The sequence below is a fragment of the Rhodopseudomonas palustris genome, from assembly GCF_003591005.1.
Classification (GTDB): domain Bacteria; phylum Pseudomonadota; class Alphaproteobacteria; order Rhizobiales; family Xanthobacteraceae; genus Rhodopseudomonas; species Rhodopseudomonas palustris_K.
Map to the genome: position 1 here is coordinate 173533 of NZ_QYYD01000006.1, position 26116 is coordinate 199648.

Here is a 26116-nt window from a genome sequence, read left to right on the forward strand (position 1 = left end):
CTGGCGTTCAGAACTTGATCACCATGACGAAGATCGCCGCGACCAGCGGCACGGTGGCGACGATGCCCCACACCAGCCAGCGCCGGGCGTCCCGCCAATAGCTGTCGGGGATCGGGCTGCCATCAGCGAAGCCGCGCGCGGCCCGGGCCTGGCGGATCTGCAGCGGAATCAGCACGCCGAGCCACATCATCCCGGAGACCGCGAACAGAATCTGTCCGGCGACCAGCCAGAACGAGCCGAACAGCGGCACGTCGCGCACCAGCGCGGCGCCATAACCGCCGACCATCACCAGCACGATGCCGATCACCGTGAAGATGAAATCCGACACGGTGACGCCGCGCTGGGCGTGCGCGACGATCTTGGGATCGCGCGTCATGTCGGAAAACGCTTTCCAGAACGCCGTGATGGTGACGTTGCCGACCAGCACGACCACGCCGACGACGTGGAGAAACTTGAAGACGTCGTACATATGGTCCGACAACATTTACTCCGGTCCGGGCCTGCCGGTCAGCGCCGCGCCGCCATCAGACGAGCGCGGCGCCATGATCTGCTCGGGGTTTTCGGAGCGGTTGTCAAATCGACCTTCGTTGCGCGGCGACGGCCCGGTGCTGGCGCGGGCAGACGTCGAGGCTTGCGCGGTGGTGACGGTTGAGCCTTCGGGGCGGAGTTGTTAGCGTCGCCGGACGCGACATCGTGTCGTTCCGAGTTGCTTCGATCGCGGCGAACTGATGAGTGCGCGTTTGACCACAGCCGTTTCCGAGCCTCGTTCATCCGCGACACCTGAGCATGGCGTCTCGCTCGCCGAGGCGACGACGGTGTGGCTGCGGATCGCGCTCTTATCGTTCGGCGGTCCCGCCGGGCAGATCGCCGTGATGCACCGCATCGTGGTCGATGAGAAGCGCTGGGTGTCGGAGGAGCGGTTTCTGCATGCGCTGAACTATTGCATGCTGCTGCCCGGGCCGGAAGCCCAGCAACTCGCCACCTATCTGGGCTGGCTGATGCACGGCACACGCGGCGGACTGATCGCCGGCGGCCTGTTCATTTTGCCCGGCGCGATTGCCATCATGGCGCTCAGCGTCATCTACATCTCGTTCGGCCAGCTCGGCTTTGTGGCCGCATTGTTCTTCGGCCTGAAAGCGGCGGTACTGGCGATCGTGCTGCAGGCGGTGGCGCGGGTCGGCGGCCGGGCGTTGAAGACGCCACTGATGCGGGCGCTCGCGGTACTGGCGCTGCTGGCGATCATGATTTTCGACGTGCCGTTTCCACTCATCGTGCTCGGCGCCGGACTGATCGGCTGGCTCGGCAGCCGCATCGGCTGGATGCCGGCGCGGGTGGTCACCGACGGCAGCAATGACGACGAACGGGTGGCGGCAGCAAGTTCGTCCGCGCAGCCGCTGCGCGTGGCGGCGGTGTGGCTGGTGCTGTGGCTGGCACCGGTGGCGGCGCTGCTGATCGCGTTCGGGCCGGACAACGTCTTCAGCCAGCTCGCGGTGTTCTTTTCCAAGATGGCGCTGGTGACGTTCGGCGGCGCCTACGCGGTGCTGGCCTATGTGGCCCAGCTCGCGGTCGATCACTACGGCTGGCTGCGCCCCGGCGAAATGCTCGACGGCCTCGGCATGGCGGAGACGACGCCTGGGCCGCTGATCATGGTGCTGCAATTCGTCGGCTATGTCGCGGCCTATCGGGCGCCCGGGGCGTTGCCGCCGGTGGCAGCCGGCGTGCTCGGCGGCCTGCTCACCACCTGGGTGACGTTCGCGCCGTGCTTCCTGTGGATCTTCCTTGGCGCACCCTACATCGAGCGGCTGCGTGGCAACGCGGCACTGTCGGCAGCGCTTGCGGCCATTACGGCGGCGGTCGTCGGGGTGATGCTCAACCTCGCGCTGTGGTTCGCGCTTCACACCATCTTCCACGAGGTACGGAAGCTGCCGGTTGCCGGACTGTGGCTCGACGTCCCGGTGCTGACCAGCTTCGATCCGTGGGCGGCGGCGCTGGCCGCGGCCGCGATGGTGGCGGTGTTTTATTTGAGGGCCGGCACCGCTGCCGTGCTGTTGTTGTGCGCCGGTACCGGGCTTGGCCTGCATCTCGTCGGATTGATCTGAGCAGGGTTGCGGGAACTATCCCGCCGGCGAGTTCTTCATGCTGCACTGCGTCACCCGGGCACAATCAGCGTCGGGTCCATTCCATATTGCAGTGCAGCAACTATATGAGCTTGCGCCTGCGGGCTGACCGATCAGGAGCTGCCGTGTCGCTTAAACATACCATCGACTTCCTCGCCAATCTGCCGAAAGCAAACGTTCTCAGTGGCTTGGAGGGTCACAGCGGAGCCGCCGCGGCCGCCAGCCCGCTGCTCGAAACCGCGGAGTTCGGCGCCAATCCCGGCAACCTCCGGATGCTGTCGTTCGTCCCCGAGGGACTGTCGCAACGCATCCCTCTGGTCGTCGTGCTGCATGGCTGCACCCAGACGGCGGCGGGCTACGACATCGGTGCCGGCTGGTCGACGCTGGCGCGACGTTACGGTTTTGCCCTGCTGGTGCCGGAGCAGAAGCGCGCCAACAATCCGAATGCCTGTTTCAACTGGTTCGTCCCGGAGGACATTCACCGCGATCACGGCGAAGCCGGTTCGATCCGGCAGATGGTCGAGCATCTGGCGCAGCATCACAGCATCGACCGTGCCCGGATTTACGTCACCGGCCTGTCAGCCGGTGGTGCGATGGCGGCGGTGATGCTGGCGACCTATCCGGACGTGTTCGCCGGCGGTGCCGTGATCGCCGGCCTGCCTTACGGCGTCGCCACCAATGTACGGCAGGCGCTGAAGGAAATGCGGCAGCCGTCGCAGCATTCGGCGCGTCAGCTCGGTGACCTGGTCCGCAAGGCGTCATCGCATCGCGGGCCGTGGCCGAAGCTGTCGGTATGGCACGGCAGTGCCGACCGGACCGTCAACGACAAGAATGCCGACGCCCTGGTGCGGCAGTGGCTCGATCTGCACGGTCTGCCCGAAGCACCAACGAAGCAGCGCAAGGTCGACGGCTTTCCGCATCAAGTGTGGGCAAACTCCAGCGGCGAGCCCACGGTGGAGTCATACACCATCACCAACATGGCTCACGGCACCCCGCTCGGCCGCGCCAATGATGAAGCATTCGGCGTTCCCGGGCCGTATCTGCTGGACGCCGGCATCTCGTCGTCGCACCACATCGCCGCCTTCTTCGGCCTCACCGGCCGCGTTCATCACCGCAAAGCGGTGGCGAAGGCCGCGCCGAAACCGGAGCGCGAGCCTGTCGCAGAGAGCCATTCGGGCGCCGCACGAGCCCGTGCGGCAGGCCGTGCGCAGACGCCACCGCGCGATCGTCGCGGTCTGGACGTCAACGGCGTCATCACCCGCGCCCTTACGGCGGCTGGCCTGATCAAATAAGTACGCTTCGGGACCAACTTAGGAGTTCCGCCTTGCCGGCATGGCTTGCAGGCGCGGTGGACGGTGTTAGGGTGACCGCCAGGGGCGCGACCCTTCTCCTGTCAGATGCTGGACCCGAAGCCTTCCCACATTCCGGACTTCCTGACCCGCGGCGGTGAGCTCGGCGCGCTGATCCGTGCCTATGATTGGGCGGCTTCGCCGCTGGGGCCGCCGCAGGGCTGGCCGCAGGGACTGCGCACCGCGCTGCGCATCGTGCTGAACACGCACCATCCAATGCTGGTGTGGTGGGGCCCCGAGCTCATCCAGTTCTACAACGACGCTTATCGCGAACTGATCGGGCCGGAGCGTCATCCCAGCGCGCTCGGTCAGCGGGCCCGCGACTGCTGGCCGGAGTTCTGGGACTCGCTGAAGCCGAAAATCGAGCAGACCCTGAGCGGTGGCGAGCCGATCTGGCGCGAGAACGAACTGGTGCCGGTGCTGCGCCATGGCCGGCTTGAAGACATTTATTGGACCTATGGGTTCAGCCCGATCGATCAGGACGGCAAGGTGGGCGGCGTGCTGGTGGTCTGCCGCGACGTCACCGGCGACGTGCTGGCATCGCAACAGCTGCGCGACCGTGAGGCCGAGCTGGCGCGGGTGCAGCAGATCGGTCGGATCGGGGGGCTCGAGGTCGATCTGCGATCCGGCTTCCGCAACCGGCGCTCGCCAGAGTATCTGCTGGTCCACGGCCTGCCGCCGGATGCGACCAACGAGACCCACGAGGATTGGGTGCGGCGCGTCCATTCCGAAGATCGCGAAGCCACCGAGCGGCAATTTGTCGAGGCCGTGAGGGGCACGACGCGCGACTACCTGGCGCGCTATCGCATCGTCCGGCCGAGCGACGGCGAAATCCGCTGGATTTCGGTACGCTCGGTGATCGAGCGCGACGAGGACGGCAAGGCGCTGCGGCTGGTCGGCGCCCATATCGACGTCACCGAACAAGTCGAGGCCGAGCAGCGTCTGCAGGCCAGCGAGGAGGCCGCGCGCCGGCTGGCCGATCAGCTGGCGCAGCTCAACACCACGCTCGAACAGCGTGTGCAGGAGAAGACCCGCGAGCGCGATCGGATCTGGAACGTTTCACAGGACCTGTTGCTGGTCGCGGGGCAGGACGGTGTGTGGCGCACGGTCAATCCGGCCTGGACGGCGACGCTGGGCTGGGCGGCCGATGAGCTGCTCGACCGGACTTCTGAATGGCTGGAGCATCCGGCCGACGAGGCAATCACGCGGCGGCAATTCGGCCGGCTCGCCACCGGCGGCACGGTGCGGTTCGAAAGCCGCATCCGCCACAAGGACGGCAGCTATCGCTGGCTGTCCTGGACCGGCGTCGCCGATGCCGAGGCGATCTACGCGGTAGCGCGCGATATCACCGCCGACAAGGCCGCCGCCGAGCGGCTACGCCTCGCCGAAGAGGCGCTGCGGCAGTCGCAGAAGATGGAGGCGGTCGGCCAGCTCACCGGCGGCATCGCGCACGACTTCAACAATCTGCTGACCGGCATCGTCGGCTCGCTCGATCTGATGCAGACCCGGCTCGGGCAGGGGCGGCTCGACAATATCGGCCGCTACATCGGCGCAGCGATGACCTCCGCCAACCGGGCCGCTGCACTGACGCATCGGCTGCTCGCGTTCGCGCGCCGCCAGCCGCTGGTACCCAAGCCGGTCGAGGTCAATCAGCTCGTGGTGTCGCTGGAAGATCTACTGAGGCGAACCATCGGCGAGGCGATCGATCTGTCGATCATGGCGGCGCCGGGCGTATGGCTGACGCTTTGCGATCCCAACCAGCTCGAAAGCGCGCTGCTCAACCTCGCCATCAATGCGCGCGATGCGATGCCGAACGGCGGACGACTGACGATCTCCACCCGCAACTGCAGCTTCGATGCGGCCGAAATGCCGGCGCTGGAGCCGGGCGACTACGTCTGCCTGACCGTGGCGGATAGCGGCACCGGCATGAGCGAGGAGGTCGCCGCCCGGGCGTTCGATCCGTTCTTCACGACAAAGCCGCTGGGGCAGGGCACCGGTCTCGGGCTGTCGATGATCTACGGCTTCGCGCAGCAATCGCACGGCCATGCCAGCATCACCAGCAAGCTCGGCGAAGGCACGGCTGTGACCCTGTATCTGCCGCGCGATGGCAGCGAAGCGGAGCTGCGGCCCGATCCGGCGATCCGGCCGGAGCAACCCGCCGCGCGCGGCGAGACCGTGCTGGTGATCGAAGACGAAGCGGTGGTGCGCGGCGTCATCACCGAGATGCTGCGCGATCACGACTATCACGTTCGTGAAGCCATCGACGGGCCGTCGGGATTGGCGATCCTGCTGGCCGACACGTCGATCGATCTCCTGCTGTCGGACATCGGCCTGCCGGGTCTCAACGGACGGCAGCTCGCCGACCAGGCGCGGCTCGCTCGGCCGAAGCTGAAGGTGCTGCTGATGACCGGCTACGCCGAGAGCGCCGCCATGACCGAAGACATCGCCGAAGCCGGCATGGAGCTGATTACCAAGCCGTTCGACCTCGGCGATTTGCTGACACGCGTTCGCGCATTGGTGGCCAAGTAGTTCCAGTCTGAACGCTTGTTCAGCCTCGGCTAACTGCTTTGAATTTTAGCGTACCAACTCGGCGGCGAGGCCGGAACCGTTTTCGATGCGGCGACTTGTCGGTGCGCATTCCCGAACACGGAGACGAAACTCATGAAACGCTTTATCGGAACCGCCGCGGTGATCCTCGCGCTTGCCGCCCCTGCCGTTGCCAACGCCCAGGGCGTCCCGGGCGGCGTCGAACGCGGAGCGCGTGAAGGCGAACGCGCAGCCGGCCCGCTCGGCGCGGTTGTAGGTGGCACCATCGGCGGCGTCGTCGGCGGCGTCAGCGGTATTCTCGGCGTCGACGATCGTCCGCGTTTCCACTCCTACGTCGTCGAGCAGCGCCGTCCGTCCTATACCTATCGTGACGAACTGCGCGTCGGCGCCGTTCTGCCGGCCGAAGGCGTGACCTACTACGAAGTGCCGGATCGCTTCACTGCCGCTCGCGAGTATCGCTACACCGTGGTGAACGGCCGCACCGTTCTGGTCGAACCGCGCACCCACCGCGTGGTCGAGATCATCGACTAATCACTGGCATTGCAATGACGTGATAGGCGGGTCGCCGAGCGGCCCGCCTGTTCGTTTGTCACGCGCCGTTCAGGTCAGAAACGGGTTGGTCTGGCGTTCCTGGCCGATGCTCGATCCAGGGCCATGGCCGCAGATGAAGCCGACGTCGTCGCCGAGCGGCAGTAGCTTGTCGGTGATCGAGGCGATCAGGGTGGCGTGGTCGCCACCCGGCAGGTCGGTGCGGCCGACCGAGCCGGCAAACAGCACGTCGCCGACCAGCGCGAAACGCATCGCCTCGTTGAAAAATACCACGCTGCCCGGCGAATGGCCGGGGCAATGCAGCACCTGGAATTTCAGCTCGCCGATTTCGACGCTGTCGCCCTGATCGAGCCAACGATCCGTGGTGACGTCGCGCACGCCGTCGATGCCGAAGCTGCGGCCGCTGTTCACCACATTCTCGAGCAGGAACTGGTCGTCGCGATGCGGGCCGATGATCTGCACCTTGAGCGCCTCGCGCAGTTCGGCGGCCCCGCCGACATGGTCGATATGGCCGTGCGTGAGCCAGATCGCCTCGACGCTGACGCCGACCTTTTCGATCGCAGCGAGAATCTCCGGCACATCGCCGCCGGGATCGATTACCACCGCCTTGCGGGTGGCCTCGCACCACAGCAGCGTGCAGTTCTGCTGAAACGGCGTGACGGGAATGATCGTGGCGCCGGCTTTGGCTTTGGTCTGGGTTTCGGTCATGCGACCAGAATGCCCTGCGGCGGCAGGCAAGTCAAAACCGCGGTGTCCGTAAGATGTCCTGCATGGCCGGCTCGACGTGGTCGAGCCAGGCCATGCAGCCAACGATCGCGAACTACGCCGCTTTCTTCTTGGCGGTGATCAGCTTGCGGTTGATCAGCACTTCGGCGATCTGGATCGCGTTCAGCGCCGCGCCCTTGCGGAGATTGTCGGAGACGCACCAGAAGGCGAGGCCGTTCTCCACCGTGCCGTCCTCGCGGATGCGGCTGATGTAAGTGGCATCCTCACCGGCGGCTTCGTACGGCGTGACGTAGCCGCCCGGCTCGTGCTTGTCGATCACCAGACAGCCCGGCGCGTTGCGCAGGATGCTGCGCGCTTCGTCCGCGGTGATCGGATTCTCGAACTCGACATTGACCGATTCCGAATGGCTGACGAACACCGGCACCCGCACGCAGGTGGCGGTGAGCTTGATCTTCGGATCGAGAATCTTCTTGGTCTCGACCACCATCTTCCACTCTTCCTTGGTAAAGCCGTCTTCCATGAAGACGTCGATCTGCGGGATGAGGTTGAAGGCGATCCGCTTGGGGAATTTCTTATTCACCAGCTCGTCGTTGGTGTAGACGGCCTTGGTCTGCGAGAACAGTTCGTCCATCGCATCCTTGCCGGCGCCCGACACCGACTGATAGGTCGAGACGACGACGCGCTTGATCTTGGCGTGGTCGTGCAGCGGCTTCAGCGCCACCACGAGCTGCGCGGTCGAGCAGTTCGGATTGGCGATGATGTTCTTCTTGGTGAAGCCGGCGGCGGCCGCGGCGTTCACTTCCGGCACGATCAGCGGCACGTCCGGATCCATCCGCCACGCCGACGAATTGTCGATCACGACCGCGCCCTGCTGGCCGATCCTGGGCGACCATTCCTTCGACACTTCGCCGCCCGCCGACATCAGGCAGATGTCGACGTCGCTGAAGTCGTAATGCTCCAGCGCCTTGCATTTCAGGGTTCGGTCGCCGTAGCTCACCTCGACGCCGACCGAGCGGCGCGACGCCAGCGCCACCACCTCGTCCGCCGGGAACTTGCGCTCGTCCAGAATGCCGAGCATTTCGCGTCCGACATTGCCGGTCGCACCGACCACCGCGACTTTGTAACCCATCGTTGACTCTCCGAAGAAATTCGCCCGCCGCGCCCTGACGCGGAAAGGAGAAGCCAGCGCTTCTATGCGAGAAACGCCCGCAACACAACTTGATACCTGCCTTGCGGCACTCGCCGCACCCGCCATCTGCGCCACTTCGCCCGGAGCTTTGCCGATGCGATCCAACCCGACCCGCCGGGCCGAGGCCCCCCGCAGCCATGCGGCGCTCCCCGGCTTTGGAGACGACTGTCTCCGAACCCTGACCGGGCTTCTGGTCTATGTAGGTGCTCTGGCGTTGATCGGCAGTGCCGTCGTCGCCGCCGCACCGGCGCTCACCGACCTAGCGATCACGGCCGCGACCGACGCATTTGCAGGCCGGATCAATCTCGCCAACGATGCTGGTACGGACGCTGTCCGGGCTTCCGGCAGCGCCCGCAGCGATTCGTCCGGTGGTGCGCCGCTCGGCACGCGGCCTGTCGGACTGCGGGGCGCGATCTGAAAGCGATTCGCGGGATGCATTAACGCGCTGGAATCGATGCAACATTCTGGCGGGGCCGGGATTGCATTATTGCGCACGGTGTTGCCCGATTGACCTTGTGGCAATGCCACAGGCGCGGCTACAAAGAGGCGGAATTCGCAATGCGTCTGTCGATGAGGACCCGATGACCCTGAAACTCAATGCCGCCAGGACGGCCGCCAAAACGTCGGTCAAGACGTTTGCGGTGCTGCTCGCGACGGCGGCCGTGATCGCCACCGGCATCCCCTCCGCAGACGCGCAGCAGGCTTCCAAGAAGCGGGTCTATCGGTCGAGCGATCAGGTTCGCTACGGCGACCGCGGTCCGAACGTATCGTACCAGTCCGGTCCGCGCACCCGCGTCTACATCACCAAGCGCTCGTGGCTCGACGCCGGCACAGAAGTGCTCCCGGGCGACCGCAAGTTCACCGACTATGCCAATCCGCCGGGCTATTCCTTCGCCCGCGAGAACGGCCAGCGCCCGATCGATCGGCAGCCGCTCAACCCGCCGTCCGATCTCGGCGGCTACCCGACCGGCTTCCCGCTGTACTGAGCGGCGGCGACATATCGATACGAAAATGCCCGGCTCCGGCCGGGCATTTTTTATGGACCGTAGGGTGGGCAAAGGCGCGAAGCGCCGTGCCCACGCGTTGAACGCGTCCGCGTGGGCTTCGCTTCGCTCAGCGCCACCCTACAAGGTGAGGCGATAGACGAGCCGCATCGCCTTTATCCGTGCAGCGCCTGCAGCTCGGCCACGATGGCTTCGCCCATCTGGCTGGTCGACACGACCTTCGACCCTTCGCTCTTGATGTCGGCGGTGCGCAGGCCCTTAGCGAGCACAGCCGCGATCGCAGCGTCCAGCTTGTCGGCGAGATCGCCCATGTCGAGCGAATAGCGCAGCGCCATGCCGAACGAGGCCAGCATCGCCACCGGATTGGCCATGCCCTTGCCGGCGATATCGGGCGCCGAGCCGTGCACCGGCTCGTACATCGCCTTGCGCTTACCGGTCTTGTCGTCGGTGGCGCCGAGCGAGGCCGACGGCAGCATGCCGAGCGAGCCGGTCAGCATCGCGGCGATGTCGGACAGCATGTCGCCGAACAGATTGTCGGTGACGATGACGTCGAACTGCTTCGGCCACTTGACGAGATTCATGCCGCCCGAATCGGCGAGCTGGTGCTCGAGCTGGACGTCCTTGTAGTCGCGCTGGTGGAGCTGGGTGATGACCTCGTTCCAGAGCACGCCCGTCTTCATGACGTTGCGCTTCTCCATCGAGGTGACCTTATTGCGGCGCTTGCGGGCGAGGTCGAACGCGACCCGGCCGATCCGCTCGATTTCATAGGTGTCGTACACCTGGGTGTCGACCGCACGCTTCTGGCCGTTGCCGAGATCGGTGATGGTCTTCGGCTCGCCGAAATACACGCCGCCGGTCAGCTCGCGGACGATCATGATGTCGAGGCCTTCGACCACTTCCGGCTTCAGGCTGGAGGCCTCGGCGAGCGCCGGGTAGCACACCGCCGGGCGGAGATTGGCGAACAGCGCCAGATCCTTGCGCAGCCGCAGCAGGCCGGCCTCGGGGCGTGCGTCGTACGGCACCGCATCCCACTTGGGGCCGCCGACCGCGCCGAAGATCACCGCGTCGCTGGCTTGAGCGAGCGCCATGGTGGCGTCTGTGATCGCCACCTTGTCGGCGTCATAGGCGGCGCCGCCGACCAGGCCGTGCTCGGTCTCGAATTTGGCGATGCCGGCCTGGTTCAGCCAATCGATCAGCCGGCTGACTTCGGCCATCACTTCGGTGCCGATGCCGTCGCCGGGGAGCAGGAGCAGTTTATGCGTCGCCATGATGTGTCCTTACAGGCGTCATCGCCGGGCTCGACCCGGCGATCCATCTTGCGAAGATGATGGATGCCCGGGTCTGGCCCGGGCATGACGGTCGGTGGGAATTGCGGGCCGAGTGCTAAAGCGCCGTTGCCGCGTTGGCAAGACAGTGTTGCCGGGGCTGTTGTTGCCGTTGCGGGGCAATCGCTGCCACAATGGCGGTGCCGGAGACCCATCCCGTTGACCCTGCTCGACCGCACCGAGGCGGCGCCCGCGAATGTCGCGCGCCTGATCCTGATCCTGTCGCTCGCCCCAACGGTCGGGCTGGGCATCGGCCGTTTCGCCTATTCGCTGCTGCTGCCGGACATGCGCGACAGCCTCGCCTGGTCGTATTCGGCGGCCGGCTTCATGAACACCATCAATGCAGCCGGCTATCTGGTCGGCGCGCTGATCACCTCGAAGCTGGTGCAGCGCTTCGGCCTGTCGGCGATCGTCCGCGCCGGCACGCTGGCCTGCGTGTTGTCGCTGGCGCTGTGCGCGGCCTCGGGCAATTTCGTGCTGCTGTCGGCGGCGCGCCTGATCGCCGGGATCGGGGCGGCGCTGGCGTTCGTGGCCGGCGGGGCGCTCGCGAGCATCATGGCGCAGACCCAGCCGGCGCGCTCCGCGTTCCTGCTCAGCCTGTTCTATGCGGGGCCCGGGATCGGCATCCTGTCGTCCGGACTGATCGCGCCGTTTCTGCTGCAGGCGGCCGGGCCGGGGTCGTGGTGGATCGGCTGGCTGGTGCTGGCGGCGCTCGCGGCCGCGATGACGCTGCCGCTGCTGCTGGCGCCGCTCGACAGCCACGCCAGCATGAGCAGCGAGATCCCGGCGAGCTTCCGGGTGCGGCCGGTGCTGATTTATCTCGCCGGCTACTTCATGTTCGGCGCCGGCTACATCGCCTACATGACCTTCATGATCGCCTATGTGCGCGACGCCGGCGGCGGCGCTGCCGCGCAGAGCGCGTTCTGGTGCCTGATCGGCTGCAGCGCCTTCGTCACGCCGTGGGTGTGGCGGCGGGTGATGGCGCTGCACCGCGGCGGGCTGTCCACCACCATCATCCTCGGCGTCAACGCGATCGGCGCGGCGCTGCCGCTGCTGGGGCTGTCGACCGCGATGCTGGCGATCTCGGCGCTGGTGTTCGGGGTGTCGTTCTTTGCCGTGGTGGCGTCGACCACCGCCTTCGTGCGCCTGAACTACAGCCAGGCCGAGTGGCCGGGGGCAATCGCCGCGATGACCATCGCGTTCGGTATCGGCCAGACGCTCGGCCCGCTGGTGGTCGGCGCCATCACCGACGCGATCGGCTCGCTGTCCTCGGCACTGGCGGTGTCGGCCGCCACGCTGGCGCTCGGCGCGCTGCTGTCGGCGTTTCAGCGGCCGCTGCGCCACTAGCCCAACTCACCCCGTCCGGAGCGCGCGTAGCGCGAACCCGGAATCCAGAAGTTGGTACGACGTGGTCTCCAAGGGGCGTGCCCAGAACGTCGAGATCCCGGGTTCGCGCTCCGCGCGCCCCGGGATGACGGGACTGGGGTTACTGCTCAATCACGCCGCAGGCGATGCGGTCGCCGGCGTTGCCGGCGGGATCGGATTTGTAATCGTCGGCCTTGGCGTGGATCACCAGCGCGGTGCCGCCGTCCTTGAAGACCGAATTCGGCTTGCCCTTGGCCAGCGTCACCGCGTCATTGGTGATCTCGACGTCGAGCGCGCCGGAAGCCGGAACGTTGAGATTCGGCATGTCGCCGGCGTGGGCACCGCCCTCGGCCATCTTGCCGTGCTTCTTGTTGTCCGGGTTGAAGTGGCCGCCCGCCGAGGTGAACGGCGGCTCGCATTTGCCGACCGCATGAATGTGGAAGGCGTGCTCGCCGGCCGGCAGGCCCTTCAGGGTCAGCTTGATGGCGACGCCCTTGGCGCCCTCGGTGAGGCTGGCGGTGCCGATCTGCGCGCCCTCGGCGTTCTTCAACAGCGCCTTGGCGGTGTCGGCCGCAAGCGCGCTGCCGGTGAAGCCGATCAGCGCGGCGGTGCACAACATGGCTCGAATCATGGGTCCCTCCCGTTTGGTTTGCTGCGCGAGGTTATCACCGCGGCGATGACGCCGCCAACACGCGATCAGCTGCGGCACTGTGACGGAAACATATCTCTGCGAGGCAAGGCCCCTCCGCGAGTCATTCCGGCGCGCTCGCGCAGCGAGCGAACCCGGAATCTCGGCGTCTGGTTCTTTTCCATCACTTCGAGATTCCGGGTTCGCGCGCGAAGAGCGCGCGCCCCGGAATGACGGGGGTGTGGTTTAGTGACGGTGCGTGGGTTGGGGGCCTAGAGACCGCTGAAAGAGTTGTAGCCCTGGTCTTCCCAATAGCCGCCTTTGTAGTCGTTGGTGACTTCCATCGACACGACGTATTTGGGATTCTTGAAGCCGAGCTTGGTGGGAATCCGGATCTTCATCGGGTAGCCGTAGGCGCGCGGCAGTAATTGGCCGTCGTATTTGAAGGTCATCTGGGTCTGCGGATGCAGCGCGGTCGGCATGTCGATCGGCGAGGTGTAGTCGTCGGCGCAGCGGAACCAGACGTACTTGGCTTTGGTGTCGGCGCCGACCAGCTTGAGGAAATCGCGCAGCGGCGTGCCGCTCCACGAGCCGATCGCGCTCCAGCCCTCGACGCAGATGTGCCTGGTGATCTGGCTCACCTCCGGCAGTTTGCTCAGTTCTTCGAGAGTCCAGCTCTTCTTGTTGTCGACCAGACCGGTGACTTCCAGCGCCCACGCCTTGCCGTCAACGTCCGGCGCCTCGTCCAGCGAGTAGAACGCGTTGAACGGAAACGGTCGGGTGATCTCCTTCTCCGTATAGGTCGGCGCCAGCGTGTTGGGATTGAAGATCGCGGCCTGCACGGCGTCGTTGAATTTCGACACCTTCGCCAGCAGCGTCTCGGCAGAAGCGCCGTCGACGACGTCGCAGCCGGTCAGCAGCGTCAGCGCGCCGAGGCTGGCGCCGCCGGTGAGAAACCGCCGGCGCGACACGTCCGGCATCAGCGCGGCAGCGTCCTTGACCAGCAGCTTCTTGTCGACGCCGGGGATCAAAAGTTGCTTGATACGCAGCATGGTCACGTTCCTTGCACGTCGTCATTGCGAGGAGCGAAGCGACGAAGCAATCCAGCTCAGTGCATCGGATCTGGATTGCTTCGCTGCGCTCGCAATGACGGGAAACTCTCTTTATTGCCTACCGTCCGATGATCATCGCGCGCAGGCTTTTCGGCACCAGCAGCGCGAGCAACACGTGTAACACCAGAAACGCGCAGATCGCCGCCATGGCGGCGAAGTGTACGTAGCGGGCGGTGTCGTAACCGCCGAACAACGCAGTCAGCGCCTGGAATTGCACGGGCTTCCAGATCGACAGGCCGGACAGCACGATCAGCACGCCGACCAGCAGGATGCCGACATACAGCAGCCGCTGCACATAGTTGTAGACGGTGAGGTCGGCATGCGACAGCCGGAACGTCGCGGCCCTGCGCAGATCGCCCAGCACGCCGCGCGGCGAGATAGGCCAAAGCTTGCGGCGGAAGCGGCCGGTGGCGAAGCCGAGCGCGACATACAGCGCGCCGTTGATCACCAGCACCCACATCGCCGCGAAGTGCCACAGCAGCCCGCCGCCGAGCCAGCCACCCAGCGTGATGTTACGCGAGAACTGGAAGTCGAACAGCGGCGAGGCGTTATAGATCTGCCAGCCCGACATGATCATCGCGATCATCGCGGCGGCGTTGATCCAGTGCATGATCCGCACCCAGGCAGGCTGGATAATCTTCGCGGCGGCGCCCGTGCCGGTGGCTTGGGCCTCATCGCTGATCGTCGTGCTCGACATCGGCTGCAATCCTGAAACGGGATGGTCCGAGATATGGTGGCGGCTCAAACAACCATAACCCCGCCTCGTCAAGGTCACTCCCTCACGATCGCCAGCATAAACCGTGAGGCTGATCACGATAGCGCGAGCCGGTCTGCGGCTCGCGCTTCGCGAAGCGGCGTGGGTGCCACTTCATCCGGCCGCTCCCGGGGGACGTTAGGAGCGGCCGGTGTTCGATCAGGACGGCATCAGCACGGTGTCGACGACGTGGATGACGCCGTTCGACTGATTGACGTTCGGGATCGTCACGGTCGAGCTGCCGCCCTTGCTGTCGACCAGAGTCACCGTATCGCCCATGCGCTTCACCGTCAGCGTCTCGCCTTCCACGGTGGTCAGCTTCTTGCCGTCAGTGAGATCGGCAGCGGCCAGCTTGCCCGGCACCACGTGATAGGTGAGAATCTTGGTGAGCTGCTTCTTGTTTTCGGGCTTCACCAGCGTGTCGACCGTGCCGGCCGGCAGCTTGCCGAACGCCGCGTTGGTCGGCGCGAACACCGTGAACGGGCCCTTGCCTTCCAGCGTCTTGACCAGGCCCGCGGCTTTCACGGCGGCGACCAGCGTGGTGTGATCCTTGGAGTTGACGGCGTTCTCGACGATGTTTTTCGACGGATACATCGGCGCGCCGCCGACCATCACGGTGTCGCCGCTCATCGCGCTCTTCTTCATCATCTTGTCTTCGGCGGATGCCGGCGCCGTCACCACGGCGTTGAGGGTCAGCACGCTGAGCGCGGCGGCGGACAGAAAAGCAATTCGCTTGGACATATTTCGTCTCCCGTTTGGTTGAAGGCCCCGCGAGCTAAGCGGGTAATGGATGACCGGGTCCGCGCCGGCGCCAGCGCCGTGGGCGGATTGCCTTGTCGCGCTGAGCTACGGGAGGGGTTTGATCGCCGTTTCAGGATTTCTTTTTTGTCGCAGGGCGAAACCGAACGCTGCCTGGCTCGTTCCTTGCCGCTTGGCCGCGTGCTATCCGTTGCGCTCTGCTCGGCATTGTTGTTATGCATCGCGCCTTCCCGCAGCCTGACGGAACATTCCCATGAGCGCCAATCTATTTTCCCGCCTGTTCGACGGGCTCGACGATCCCGCCAAACTCGCGATCGAGACCGCGGATGGTGGCCGGATCAGCTATGGCGATCTGGTGGCGCGCGCCGGCCGCGTCGCCAACGTGCTGATCGATCGCGGCGTTGCGCCCGGTGACCGCGTTGCAGCGCAGACCGAGAAATCGGTCGAGGCGCTGGTGCTATATCTGGCGACGGTGCGGGCCGGCGCGGTGTATCTGCCGCTCAACACCGCCTACACGCTGCATGAACTCGAGTACTTCATCGGCGATGCCGAGCCGAAGCTGGTGGTGTGCGATCCGAGCAAGCGCGACGGCATCGCCGCGGTCGCCGCCAAGGTCGGTGCCGGCGTCGAGACGCTCGGTGCGGACGGGCAAGGCTCGCTGACCGACGCGGCCGCGCAGGCGAAGGAGGACTTCGCCACCGTGCCGCGCGCTGCCGACGATCTCGCCGCGATCCTCTACACCTCGGGCACCACCGGTCGCTCCAAAGGTGCGATGCTGAGCCACGACAATCTGGCGTCGAATTCGCTGACGTTGGTCGATTATTGGCGCTTCACGCCGCACGACGTGCTGATCCACGCGCTGCCGATCTATCACACGCACGGGCTGTTCGTGGCCAGCAACGTCACCCTGTTTGCCCGCGCCGCGATGATCTTCCTGCCCAAGCTCGATCCGGACAAGATCATCGACCTGATGACACGCGCCACCGTGCTGATGGGCGTGCCGACGTTCTACACCCGCCTGCTGCAGAGCCCGCGGCTGACCAAGGAGTCGACCAGCCATATGCGGCTGTTCATCTCCGGCTCGGCGCCGTTGCTTGCCGATACGCATCGCGAATGGCAGGCGCGCACCGGCCACGCCGTGCTCGAGCGCTATGGCATGACCGAGACAAACATGAATACGTCGAACCCGTATGACGGCGACCGCGTCCCCGGCGCGGTCGGCCCGGCGCTGCCGGGCGTGGCGGCACGCGTCACTGATCCCGAGACCGGCAGGGAATTGCCGATCGGGGAGATCGGCATGATCGAGGTGAAGGGCCCGAACGTGTTCAAGGGCTATTGGCGGATGCCGGAGAAAACCAGGTCGGAGTTTCGCGACGACGGCTTCTTCATCACCGGCGACCTCGGCAAGATCGACGAGCGCGGCTACGTCCATATTCTCGGCCGCGGCAAGGATCTGGTGATTACCGGCGGCTTCAACGTCTATCCGAAGGAAATCGAAAGCGAGATCGACGCCATGCCGGGCGTGGTCGAATCCGCCGTCATTGGCGTGCCGCACGCCGATTTCGGCGAAGGCGTCACCGCCGTCGTGGTGCGTACCAAGGGCGCACCGATCGACGAAGCGCAGGTGATCAACAGCCTCAACGGCCAGATCGCCAAGTTCAAGATGCCGAAGAAAGTGATCTTCGTCGACGATCTGCCGCGCAACACCATGGGCAAGGTCCAGAAGAACGTGCTGCGCGAGACGTACAAGGATATTTATAAGTAGTTGTGCCCGCCGGTGCCCATTGTGCGACGCAGACCGTAGAAGCGGGCTACTCGCTTAGCCCCACACGCCGTCATTCCGGGGAGCGCGTGAAACGCGCGAACCCGGAATCCAGAAGTTGTGTCGCACCAGTTCTTTTCCAACCCATCGGGATTCCGGGTTCGCTCGCTACGCGAGCGCCCCGGAATGACGGGGAGTGGGGCGGACGAACGAACTAACGAGTATTAAGACGCGAGGCGCCTCTGCTCCTCTCCCCGCAAGGGGGAGGGGAGCAGAGGCGCCTCACCTACACCACATGCTCCGGCGCCAGTGCGCAGGGCGTGTTCGGATCGGTCTCGATCTGCACTGTCATATGCGCGATGCCGAAGTCGTGCTCGAGTTCGTGGGCCAGGTGGATCAGAAAGGCGTCGCCGGGGGCGCCGGAGGGGATCAGCAGGTGGCAGGTCAGCGCCACCTCGGTGGTGGACATCGGCCAGATGTGCAGGTCGTGCACCTGGGTGACGCCGGGCAGTCCTGCCAGGAACGCCCGCACTGCAGCCGGATCGATGCCGCGCGGTACGGCGTTCAGCGACATCGCGGTGGAATCCCGCAGCAGGCCCCAGGTGCCCCAGACGATGACTCCGGCGACCAGCAGGCTGACGGCCGGGTCGGTCCAGGTCCAGCCGGTGAACAGGATAACGACACCCGCGACGACAACGGCGGCCGAAACCGCTGCATCGGCGACCATGTGCAGATAGGCGCCGCGGATGTTGAGGTCGTCGTGGCGCCCAGCAAAGAACAGCCAGGCCGTGACGGCGTTGATGACGATGCCGATGCCGGCCACCGCGATCATGGTGCCGCTGGCGACCGGCTCCGGATTGAACAGCCGGACAACCGCTTCCCAGCCAATGGCGCCGACGGCGAGCAGCAGAAAGACCGCGTTGAACAGCGCCGCCAGAATCGACGAGCCGCGCAGCCCATAGGTGAAGCGCGCCGAGGGCGGTCGTTTCGACAGTTCCGCGGCCACCCAGGCCACGGCGAGGCCAAGCACGTCCGAAAGGTTGTGGCCGGCGTCGGCGATCAGCGCCATCGAGTTGCCGAGCCAGCCGAACACCGCCTCGGCGATGACGAAGGCAGTATTCAGCGCAATCCCGATCGCGAAGGCCCGGCCGAAATCGGTCGGTGTATGGTCGTGGGCTCCGGCTCCGTGATGATGCGCCTGCAGGTCGGCCCTGCCATGCTGATGACTTTCGCGAGCCTGATCGGCATGGTGGTGATCGCCGTGGTCGATCGTGCAGTCGGGGGTGTGCGACATCGGAGGGCCTTACGCGATGCAAGCTGCGGGCAATGCCGCCGCGCTGTTATGAACCATCGCATGGACCCAGCGTTGCGAAAAGCGACCGCTCTGGGCTTAGAGCGGCTCGAAACCGATGGTTCACTCATGCCAGCTGAACCTCGAGAACACACAGACGCTGAATCGAGCTTCATTTCCGGTGAATGGAATGAACCTCTGAAAATCGCAATCTCATTGGCGCGCCGACCTCTTCAAACCATGAACTGCAATTCCGAAGATGTCATTTCGCCGTTGCGCTTGCTGAACGACCTTCGTAAATAGGGGCACTCTCGCGAGCCCCGCCCGGGCCCTGTTCGCTCGCCGCCAACCCATAGCAGCCGATGACCTCCAGGATCGACCGACCGCTTTCGCCGCATATGCAGACGTACCGTTGGAGTCTGACGATGACGATGTCCATCGTCCATCGCGCCACCGGCATTGCGCTGTATTCCGGAACCCTGTTGCTGGCGTGGTGGCTGATTGCCTGCGCCGCCGGGCCTGCCGCTTACGCCAATATCCAGGCCTTCACCGGTAGCTGGATCGGCCGGCTGATCCTGTTCGGCTACACTTGGGCGCTGATGCATCACCTGCTCAGCGGCGTCCGGCATTTCGTCTGGGATCTGGGCTACGGCTTCAAGACGGCCGACCGCGAATGGCTGACCTGGGCGGCGCTGATCGGCGGCATCGTGCTGACCGTGCTGCTCTGGGTAATCGCATTCTCGATGGGAGCCGCCCGATGAGCGTTCAGGAATCTCACGGCACCGCCCGTCGCAACGAATCCACCATGCGCACCCCGATGGGCAAAGTGCGCAAGTTCGGCCCGGCCGGCTCCGGCACCGGCGACTTCTGGCGCCAGCGCATCACCGGCGTCGCCATGACGTTGCTGATCCTGCCGGTGATCGTGGTGATCATGATGCTGCTCGGCCGCAACCAGGCCGGCGCCGCCCAGATCCTCGGCTCGCCGTTGATCTCGCTGGTGATGATCCTGTTCATCATCGCCTCGGCGATCCACATGAAGATCGGCATGCAGGTGGTGATCGAAGACTACATCCAGAACGAGAAGCTCAAGCTCGTCACGGTGATGGCCAACAACTTCTTCTCGATCGCCGTGGCGCTCGCCGCGATCTTCGCGATCTTCAAACTCGCATCCGGAGTGTAAGCATGGCGGCCAACCTCAACGGCGCACCTGCCGCGGGCGGAACCGCCTATCCGATCGAAGACCACGTCTATGACGTCGTCGTGGTGGGCGCTGGCGGCGCCGGCCTGCGCGCCGTGGTCGGCTGCAGCGAAGCCGGACTGCGCACCGCCTGCATCACCAAGGTGTTTCCGACCCGCTCGCACACCGTGGCGGCGCAGGGCGGCATCTCGGCCTCGCTCGGCAACATGCACAAGGACGACTGGCGCTGGCACATGTACGACACCGTGAAGGGGTCGGACTGGCTCGGCGATCAGGACTCGATCGAATACATGGTGCGCAACGCGCCCGACGCCGTCTACGAACTCGAGCACTGGGGTGTGCCGTTCTCGCGCACCGAAGAAGGCAAGATCTATCAGCGGCCGTTCGGCGGCATGACGATGGATTACGGCAAGGGCCAGGCGCAGCGCACCTGCGCGGCCGCCGACCGCACCGGCCACGCCATGCTGCACACCATGTACGGCCAGGCGCTGCGCCACTCGGCCGAATTCTACATCGAGTTCTTCGCCATCGACCTGATCATGGACGACCAGGGCGTCTGCCGCGGCGTGGTCGCGCTCAAGCTCGACGACGGCACCATCCACCGCTTCAAGGCGCAGACCACGATCCTCGCCACCGGCGGCTACGGCCGCGCCTACGCCTCCTGCACCTCGGCGCACACCTGCACCGGTGACGGCGGCGCGATGGCGCTGCGCGCCGGCCTGCCGCTTCAGGACATGGAGTTCGTGCAGTTCCACCCGACCGGCATCTACGGCTCGGGCTGCCTCGTCACCGAGGGTGCGCGCGGCGAAGGCGGTTACCTCGTCAACTCCGAAGGCGAGCGCTTCATGGAGCGCTACGCGCCGTCCGCCAAGGATCTCGCCTCGCGCGACGTCGTCTCGCGCGCGATGACGATCGAGATGCGGGAAGGCCGCGGCGTCGGCAAGAAGAAGGACCACATCTTCCTGCACCTCGACCATCTGGCGCCGGAAGTGCTGGCCGAGCGTCTGCCGGGCATCTCGGAATCGGCCCGGATCTTCGCCGGCGTCGACGTCACCCGTGAGCCGATCCCGATCCTGCCGACCGTGCACTACAACATGGGCGGCATCCCGACCAACTTCCACGGCGAGGTCGTCACCAAGAAGGACGGCGACGACAACGCGGTGGTGCCGGGCCTGATGGCGATCGGCGAAGCCGCCTGCGTGTCGGTGCACGGCGCCAACCGCCTCGGCTCCAACTCGCTGATCGACCTCGTGGTGTTTGGCCGCGCCGCGGCGTTGCGCTGCGCCGAGAAGCTGACGCCGAACGGCAAGCAGCCAGAGCTGCCGGCGGATTCGGCCGACATGTCGCTCGGCCGTCTCGACAAATATCGCTACGCCAAGGGCGGCACCCCGACTGCGAAGCTGCGCGAGCGGATGCAGCACGTGATGCAGAACAACTGCGCGGTGTTCCGCACCGGCGAAGTGCTGGCCGAAGGCAAGCAGCTGATCCAGAACGTCCACGGCGGCATCGGCGATATCGGCGTGTCCGATCGCTCGCTGACCTGGAATTCGGATCTGGTCGAGACGCTGGAATTCGACAATCTGATCGTGCAGGCGGTGGTGACGATGAATTCCGCCGCCAACCGCACCGAAAGCCGCGGCGCCCATGCGCGCGAGGACTTCCCGGATCGCGACGACGCGAACTGGATGAAGCACACGCTGGCCTGGATCGGCGGCAACGGCGGCACCACGATCGATTATCGCCCGGTGCACGACTACACGATGACCAACGACGTCCAGTACATCCCGCCGAAGCCGCGGGTGTACTAAGGCGAGAACGAACCGAACCACGCCCCGTCATTCCGGGGCGTGCGCGGACCGCGCACGAACCCGGAATCCCGAGCGGTTACGACGGACTGAGATTCCGGGTTCGCGCTGCGCGCGCCCCGGAATGACGAAAGGCAACGAGATGGTTGAATTCGCACTTCCGAAGAATTCGAAGATTGTCGGCGGCAAGGAATGGCCGAAGCCGGAAGGCGCGACGGACGTTCGCGAATTCCGCGTCTATCGCTGGAATCCCGACGACGGCAAGAACCCGAGCGTCGACACCTACTATGTCGACAAGCACGATTGCGGCCCGATGGTTCTGGACGGCCTGATCTGGATCAAGAACAACATCGATCCGACGCTGACCTTCCGCCGCTCCTGCCGCGAAGGCGTCTGCGGCTCCTGTGCGATGAACATCGACGGCGAGAACACGCTGGCCTGCACCAAGGCGATGGACGACGTCCGCGACGGCGCCGTGAAGATCAACCCGCTGCCGCACCAGCCGGTGGTCAAGGACCTGGTCCCCGACCTCACCAATTTCTACGCACAGTACGCCTCGATCCAGCCCTGGCTGCAGACCGTGACGCCGACGCCGCAGAAGGAATGGCGGCAGAGCCACGAGGACCGCGAGAAGCTCGACGGCCTGTACGAGTGCATCCTGTGCGCCTGCTGCTCGACCTCGTGCCCGAGCTATTGGTGGAATTCCGACCGCTTCCTCGGCCCGGCCGCGCTGCTGCAGGCGACCCGCTGGGTCGAAGACAGCCGCGATGAGGCCACCGGCGAGCGCCTCGACAATCTCGAGGATCCGTTCCGGATCTATCGCTGCCACACCATCATGAACTGCGCCAAGGTCTGCCCGAAGGGCCTCAACCCGTCGGAAGCGATCGCCAACCTCAAGCTCAAACTGGTCGAGCGCCAGATCTGAGCCGCGTAGTTATTGGAACCCAATCGGCCGGGCTCACGCCCGGCCGATTGCGTTTCAGGTCGGCCGCGAACAAAAACCTCTCGTCATGGCCGGGCTTGTCCCGGCCATCCAAGCCTTTCCGGCGTCTCCGTCAGCAAGGCGTGGATGCCCGCGACAAGCGCGGGCATGACGGGGAGAAAACAGCGGCAAAACTCATCGGCTGAGTTTTCGGACGATGTTCAACCCGTACCAGCCCGAGCGGCGCGCCGGTTTCTCTTCTTGTCGAGCAATTCGGCCTTGGTTTCCTGCCCGACCGGGACGATGCGCAGCGCGGTGATGCGGTTGCGTTCGCGGCGCAGGACGCGGAAGCGGAAGCCGTGGAAGGTGAAGCTCTGGCCGCGCACCGGGATCGAGCGCGCCTCGTGGATCACCAGGCCGGCGATGGTGGTGGCCTCGTCGTCGGGCAGTTCCCAATCCATCGCGCGGTTGAGGTCGCGGATCGGCACCGAACCGTCGACCACCACCGAGCCGTCGGCCTGGGCGCGGACGCCGGCAACGACAACGTCGTGCTCGTCCGAAATATCGCCGACGATCTCCTCGAGGATGTCCTCGAGCGTCACCATGCCTTCAACTTCGCCGTATTCGTCGACCACCAGGGCGAAGTGAGTCTTGCGGGCGCGGAACGCCTTGAGCTGCTCCGACACCAGCCGCAGTTCTGGCACGAACCACGGCGACAACGCGATCTTGCCGATGTCGATCTTCGAGGCGTCGCCGTCCGCCTCGCGCAGCGCGCGCAGCAGATCCTTGGCGTGCAGCACGCCGACGATGTTCTCTGATTTGTCGCGCCACAGCGGCACGCGGGTGTACTCGGTGGCAAGTACTTCCTTGACCAGCTGCTCGGTCGGCAGGTCGGCATTGATGGTCACCATCGAGGTGCGGTGGACCATCACGTCCGACACCACCAGCTCACCGAACCGGAATACGTTCTGGATGTACTCCGCCTCGCCGCTCTCGATCTTGCCGTGCTCGGCGGACTGCCCGACAAGCCCCTCGATCTCGACGTCGGTGAGGATCTCGTGCTCGGAATTCTCCTCGACGCCCATCGCCCGCAGGATGCCGCGCGAGGCCTGATTGAGCAGCCAGTTGAGCGGATACAGCAGGATGTAGGAGATGTGCAGCGGGTAGGCGATCCACTGCGACACCGGCTCCGGCTGGCGGATCGCCAGCGTCTTCGGCACCTGCTCGCCGACCACGATATGCAGCGACGAGAAGAACAGGAAGCCGCCGAGAAACGCGATCAGATGCTGCGCCGATTCCGAAATGCCGAGTGGCTCGAGCAGCGGCGCCAGCAGCGCCGCGACGGTCGGCTCGCCGACCCAGCCGAGGCCGAGCGACGCCATGGTGATGCCGAGCTGGCAGCAGGCGAGGTACGCTTCGACGTTGTCGAGGATCTGCTGCAGCAGCCGTGCGCCGAACTGCCGCTTCTCGGCCATCGCTTTGACGCGAAAGCCGCGGCTGCGCACCAGCGCAAACTCGGCCGCCACATAGAACGCGTTGGCGATCAGCAGCAGAACTGCGATCAGGACGTTGGAGAGGATCGGGCTCATCGGGCTCTTGGGTTGGCGCGTGCAAACGGTTCGCGCCGCCGACCTTTACACCTGCGCGAGCTTGCCGTGCAGAAAGTCTCGCACCGGCGCCGGATCGACGTCGTTGGCGATCACCGCGCGGCCGATGCCCTCCATCAAAATGAAGGTGAGCTTGCCGCGTTTGACCTTCTTGTCCTGGGTCATCAGCGTCATCAGCGCGTCGGCATCGGCGAGGCCTTCCTGCGCGAAGCCGGCGATGTCCTGCAACCGGGTCGGCAGGCCGACCTCGGCGAGATGCTTTTCCAGCCGCACCGCGTCGGCCTCCGGCATCATGCCGCGCGCGGCCGAGAACTGCGCCGCCAGCACCATGCCGATCGCGACGCCCTCGCCGTGGAACAGCCTGTCGGAGAAGCCGGTCGCGGCTTCCAGCGCGTGGCCGAAGGTGTGGCCCAGATTGAGCAGCGCGCGCTCGCCGTTCTCGCGCTCGTCGCGCGCCACGATACCGGCCTTGGCGCGGCACGAAGTGGCGATGGCGTGCTCGCGCGCGGCGCCGCCGCTGAAGATGTCGGCGTGGTTGGCTTCCAGCCAGGCGAAGAATGCCTCGTCGCCGAGCGCGCCATATTTGGCGACTTCCGCGTAGCCGGCGCGGAACTGCCGCGGCGACAGCGTGTCGAGCACCGCGGTGTCGGCGATTACCAAGACGGGCTGATGAAACGCGCCGAGCAAATTCTTGCCCTGCGGCGAGTTGATGCCGGTCTTGCCGCCCACGGACGAATCGACCTGCGCCAGCAGCGAGGTCGGCACCTGCACGAAGTCGACGCCGCGGCGCAGGATCGCCGCCGCAAAGCCCGCGAGATCGCCGACTACGCCGCCGCCGAGCGCGATGACCAGATCGCTGCGCTCGATTTTGGCGGCGATCAGCGCCTCGCTGACCTGCTGCAAACCCGCATAGGTCTTGGAGCTTTCGCCCTCGCCGACCACGATGCTGGTGTGGGCGATGCCGGCTTGGTCGAGCACCGCCTCGGCCTGCTTCAGCCAGTTGTTCGCGACGGTGTGATCGGTGACGATCGCGGTGCGGGCGCCCGGGCGCAGCCTGGCGATTCGCTCGCCGAGCGAGCCCAGCACGTTGCGGCCGATCACAATGTCATAGGCGCGGTCGCCGAGCGCGACGTCGACGGTGATCGGGGCGGAATGGTTCAGCGGCGCGGTCATGGATCTCACTTCAGTTGGACGGAGCCGCACAAATAGTCGTGCAGCGCGGCGACGCATTCGTCGACGATCTTTTCATGCGGAACATCGCGTGACGCGATAGTGATGTCGGCGGCGCGATACACCGGGTGGCGTTCCTCGATCAGCCGGGCGATGGTGCCGGCCGGATCGGCCGTCTTCAGCAGCGGCCGGTCGGCGCGGCGCTTGACCCGGCGCAGGATGACGTCGGCATCGGCCTCCAGCCACATCGACACCGCCTTGTCGCGGATGCGGTCGCGGGTCTCGGCGCGCATGAAGGCGCCGCCGCCGGTCGCCAGCACCTTGGCGCCGCCCTCCAGCAGCCGCGCGATCACCCGCGCTTCGCCGTCGCGGAAATGCGGCTCGCCGTGGGTTTCAAAGATTTCCGGGATGGTCATTGCCGCCGCGTTCTCGATCTCGGTGTCGGCGTCGAGGAACGGCAGCCCGAGCCGCAGCGCCAGTCGGCGGCCGACGGTCGACTTGCCGGCGCCCATCATGCCGACCAGCACGACCGCACGCTGGCCCAGCGCCGTCACGACCTCGGCTTCCTGCTGGGACCTGGCGGCAGTCGCCGTCGGTGCGGTTTCGGACATTGGCGCGGTACTCATGATCCTTGGCGGGCGTCGGCCCGGACCGGCCAGCTATACTACTGCGGTTGCGGTGCCTGCCAGAGTCTCTTGCCACCCTCGGGCGAACATGGTCATCGTCCCGGATCTGTGCCCCCGCAGTCCAGGCCGTCGAGACTCGCCCAAATGCCTACCCTGTTCCGTTTCCTGTCGGTCGTCGCGGTGATCGGGGGCATCATCTACGGAGCGATCTTCGCGCTGGCCAATTTCGTCAGCCCGAAAGAGCGGGAAATGACGGTGGTGGTGCAGCCGGATAAGTTTCTCAAGAAATAGCGCGTAAGCCTGAGGTCGAG

General features: G+C 65.7%; 26 protein-coding genes. 14 read left to right on the top strand and 12 right to left on the bottom strand.

What is annotated here, in order from left to right; translation table 11 throughout:
• Positions 1-7: 7 nt before the first annotated feature.
• Entirely contained in the window at positions 8-469 is a 462-nt protein-coding gene (locus D4Q52_RS07990; RefSeq protein WP_119856014.1) for a DUF2269 family protein, read from the bottom strand.
• A 259-nt stretch (positions 470-728) separates the two neighbouring features.
• Here D4Q52_RS07990 and chrA point away from each other — a divergent pair, with 259 nt between their 5' ends.
• The 4 genes from chrA (at position 729) to D4Q52_RS08010 (ending at position 6544) form a co-directional block, all read left to right on the top strand.
• Positions 729-2099: a chromate efflux transporter gene (gene chrA, locus D4Q52_RS07995; protein WP_119856015.1), complete on the top strand. Its 1371-nt coding sequence runs from the start codon at positions 729-731 to the stop codon at positions 2097-2099.
• A gap of 143 nt (positions 2100-2242) precedes the next feature.
• A complete protein-coding gene (locus tag D4Q52_RS08000) occupies positions 2243-3409 on the top strand; it encodes an extracellular catalytic domain type 1 short-chain-length polyhydroxyalkanoate depolymerase (protein WP_119856016.1) in 1167 nt (388 codons plus the stop codon).
• A gap of 105 nt (positions 3410-3514) precedes the next feature.
• Positions 3515-5995: a PAS domain-containing hybrid sensor histidine kinase/response regulator gene (locus tag D4Q52_RS08005; RefSeq protein ID WP_119856017.1), complete on the top strand. Its 2481-nt coding sequence runs from the start codon at positions 3515-3517 to the stop codon at positions 5993-5995.
• 132 nt (positions 5996-6127) lie between these two features.
• A complete protein-coding gene (locus tag D4Q52_RS08010) occupies positions 6128-6544 on the top strand; it encodes a DUF1236 domain-containing protein (RefSeq protein ID WP_119856018.1) in 417 nt (138 codons plus the stop codon).
• Positions 6545-6613: 69 nt separating this feature from the next.
• Here the strand turns inward: D4Q52_RS08010 and D4Q52_RS08015 are convergent, their stop codons facing one another.
• Together D4Q52_RS08015 and D4Q52_RS08020 are read right to left on the bottom strand one after the other, a co-directional pair.
• On the bottom strand, positions 6614-7270 hold the full coding sequence (locus D4Q52_RS08015; RefSeq protein ID WP_119856019.1) for an MBL fold metallo-hydrolase: 657 nt from the start codon (positions 7268-7270) through the stop codon (positions 6614-6616).
• Between the two features lie 112 nt (positions 7271-7382).
• The gene (locus D4Q52_RS08020; RefSeq protein ID WP_119856020.1) at positions 7383-8417 is read right to left on the bottom strand and encodes an aspartate-semialdehyde dehydrogenase; all 1035 of its coding nucleotides are present in this window, start codon (positions 8415-8417) and stop codon (positions 7383-7385) included.
• Between the two features lie 154 nt (positions 8418-8571).
• Between D4Q52_RS08020 and D4Q52_RS26205 the strand changes: the two genes are divergently transcribed.
• Positions 8572-8895 carry a hypothetical protein gene (locus D4Q52_RS26205; RefSeq protein WP_147407773.1) on the top strand — a complete coding sequence of 108 codons (324 nt, stop codon included), beginning with the start codon at positions 8572-8574 and terminating at the stop codon, positions 8893-8895.
• Positions 8896-9058: 163 nt separating this feature from the next.
• Positions 9059-9463 (top strand): hypothetical protein, encoded by a 405-nt coding sequence (locus tag D4Q52_RS08030; protein WP_119856022.1) that lies wholly within the window; start codon positions 9059-9061, stop codon positions 9461-9463.
• Positions 9464-9636: 173 nt separating this feature from the next.
• Here the strand turns inward: D4Q52_RS08030 and leuB are convergent, their stop codons facing one another.
• Entirely contained in the window at positions 9637-10749 is a 1113-nt protein-coding gene (gene leuB / locus D4Q52_RS08035) for a 3-isopropylmalate dehydrogenase (protein ID WP_119856023.1), read from the bottom strand.
• 216 nt (positions 10750-10965) lie between these two features.
• Here leuB and D4Q52_RS08040 point away from each other — a divergent pair, with 216 nt between their 5' ends.
• Positions 10966-12153 carry a YbfB/YjiJ family MFS transporter gene (locus tag D4Q52_RS08040; RefSeq protein WP_119856024.1) on the top strand — a complete coding sequence of 396 codons (1188 nt, stop codon included), beginning with the start codon at positions 10966-10968 and terminating at the stop codon, positions 12151-12153.
• A gap of 139 nt (positions 12154-12292) precedes the next feature.
• Here D4Q52_RS08040 and D4Q52_RS08045 read toward each other — a convergent pair whose 3' ends face one another.
• From D4Q52_RS08045 to D4Q52_RS08060, 4 genes are all read right to left on the bottom strand, one after another.
• The gene (locus tag D4Q52_RS08045) at positions 12293-12802 is read right to left on the bottom strand and encodes a superoxide dismutase family protein (protein WP_119856025.1); all 510 of its coding nucleotides are present in this window, start codon (positions 12800-12802) and stop codon (positions 12293-12295) included.
• A gap of 269 nt (positions 12803-13071) precedes the next feature.
• Positions 13072-13851: a molybdopterin-dependent oxidoreductase gene (locus D4Q52_RS08050; RefSeq protein WP_119856026.1), complete on the bottom strand. Its 780-nt coding sequence runs from the start codon at positions 13849-13851 to the stop codon at positions 13072-13074.
• Between the two features lie 118 nt (positions 13852-13969).
• Positions 13970-14608: a cytochrome b/b6 domain-containing protein gene (locus tag D4Q52_RS08055; protein WP_119856027.1), complete on the bottom strand. Its 639-nt coding sequence runs from the start codon at positions 14606-14608 to the stop codon at positions 13970-13972.
• Positions 14609-14824: 216 nt separating this feature from the next.
• Positions 14825-15406: a fasciclin domain-containing protein gene (locus D4Q52_RS08060; RefSeq protein ID WP_119856028.1), complete on the bottom strand. Its 582-nt coding sequence runs from the start codon at positions 15404-15406 to the stop codon at positions 14825-14827.
• A gap of 271 nt (positions 15407-15677) precedes the next feature.
• Between D4Q52_RS08060 and D4Q52_RS08065 the strand changes: the two genes are divergently transcribed.
• The gene (locus D4Q52_RS08065) at positions 15678-17189 is read left to right on the top strand and encodes a malonate--CoA ligase (RefSeq protein WP_119856029.1); all 1512 of its coding nucleotides are present in this window, start codon (positions 15678-15680) and stop codon (positions 17187-17189) included.
• A gap of 283 nt (positions 17190-17472) precedes the next feature.
• On the opposite strand, the gene D4Q52_RS08070 is transcribed toward D4Q52_RS08065, so the two are convergent.
• Entirely contained in the window at positions 17473-18480 is a 1008-nt protein-coding gene (locus tag D4Q52_RS08070; protein ID WP_119856030.1) for a cation diffusion facilitator family transporter, read from the bottom strand.
• Between the two features lie 60 nt (positions 18481-18540).
• Between D4Q52_RS08070 and D4Q52_RS26210 the strand changes: the two genes are divergently transcribed.
• The 5 genes from D4Q52_RS26210 (at position 18541) to D4Q52_RS08090 (ending at position 22405) form a co-directional block, all read left to right on the top strand.
• A complete protein-coding gene (locus D4Q52_RS26210; protein ID WP_147407774.1) occupies positions 18541-18780 on the top strand; it encodes a hypothetical protein in 240 nt (79 codons plus the stop codon).
• A gap of 59 nt (positions 18781-18839) precedes the next feature.
• Complete coding sequence (gene sdhC / locus D4Q52_RS08075; RefSeq protein WP_119856031.1) at positions 18840-19238, top strand: succinate dehydrogenase, cytochrome b556 subunit; 399 nt, start codon at positions 18840-18842, stop codon at positions 19236-19238.
• The gene (gene sdhD, locus D4Q52_RS08080) at positions 19235-19657 is read left to right on the top strand and encodes a succinate dehydrogenase, hydrophobic membrane anchor protein (protein WP_054164543.1); all 423 of its coding nucleotides are present in this window, start codon (positions 19235-19237) and stop codon (positions 19655-19657) included. Before sdhC ends, sdhD begins: the two co-directional genes overlap by 4 nt.
• 2 nt (positions 19658-19659) lie before the next feature.
• The gene (gene sdhA, locus D4Q52_RS08085; protein WP_119856032.1) at positions 19660-21483 is read left to right on the top strand and encodes a succinate dehydrogenase flavoprotein subunit; all 1824 of its coding nucleotides are present in this window, start codon (positions 19660-19662) and stop codon (positions 21481-21483) included.
• Positions 21484-21622: 139 nt separating this feature from the next.
• On the top strand, positions 21623-22405 hold the full coding sequence (locus tag D4Q52_RS08090) for a succinate dehydrogenase iron-sulfur subunit (protein WP_119856056.1): 783 nt from the start codon (positions 21623-21625) through the stop codon (positions 22403-22405).
• A gap of 218 nt (positions 22406-22623) precedes the next feature.
• Here the strand turns inward: D4Q52_RS08090 and D4Q52_RS08095 are convergent, their stop codons facing one another.
• From D4Q52_RS08095 to D4Q52_RS08105, 3 genes are read right to left on the bottom strand one after another with little or no spacing between them, the layout of a single operon-like run.
• Complete coding sequence (locus D4Q52_RS08095) at positions 22624-23991, bottom strand: HlyC/CorC family transporter (RefSeq protein WP_119856033.1); 1368 nt, start codon at positions 23989-23991, stop codon at positions 22624-22626.
• A gap of 45 nt (positions 23992-24036) precedes the next feature.
• Positions 24037-25182 carry a 3-dehydroquinate synthase gene (gene aroB, locus D4Q52_RS08100; protein ID WP_119856034.1) on the bottom strand — a complete coding sequence of 382 codons (1146 nt, stop codon included), beginning with the start codon at positions 25180-25182 and terminating at the stop codon, positions 24037-24039.
• A 5-nt stretch (positions 25183-25187) separates the two neighbouring features.
• Entirely contained in the window at positions 25188-25790 is a 603-nt protein-coding gene (locus D4Q52_RS08105) for a shikimate kinase (RefSeq protein WP_119856035.1), read from the bottom strand.
• Between the two features lie 159 nt (positions 25791-25949).
• Here D4Q52_RS08105 and D4Q52_RS08110 point away from each other — a divergent pair, with 159 nt between their 5' ends.
• Positions 25950-26096 carry a histidine kinase gene (locus D4Q52_RS08110; RefSeq protein WP_119856036.1) on the top strand — a complete coding sequence of 49 codons (147 nt, stop codon included), beginning with the start codon at positions 25950-25952 and terminating at the stop codon, positions 26094-26096.
• The last annotated feature ends 20 nt before the right edge of the window (positions 26097-26116 follow it).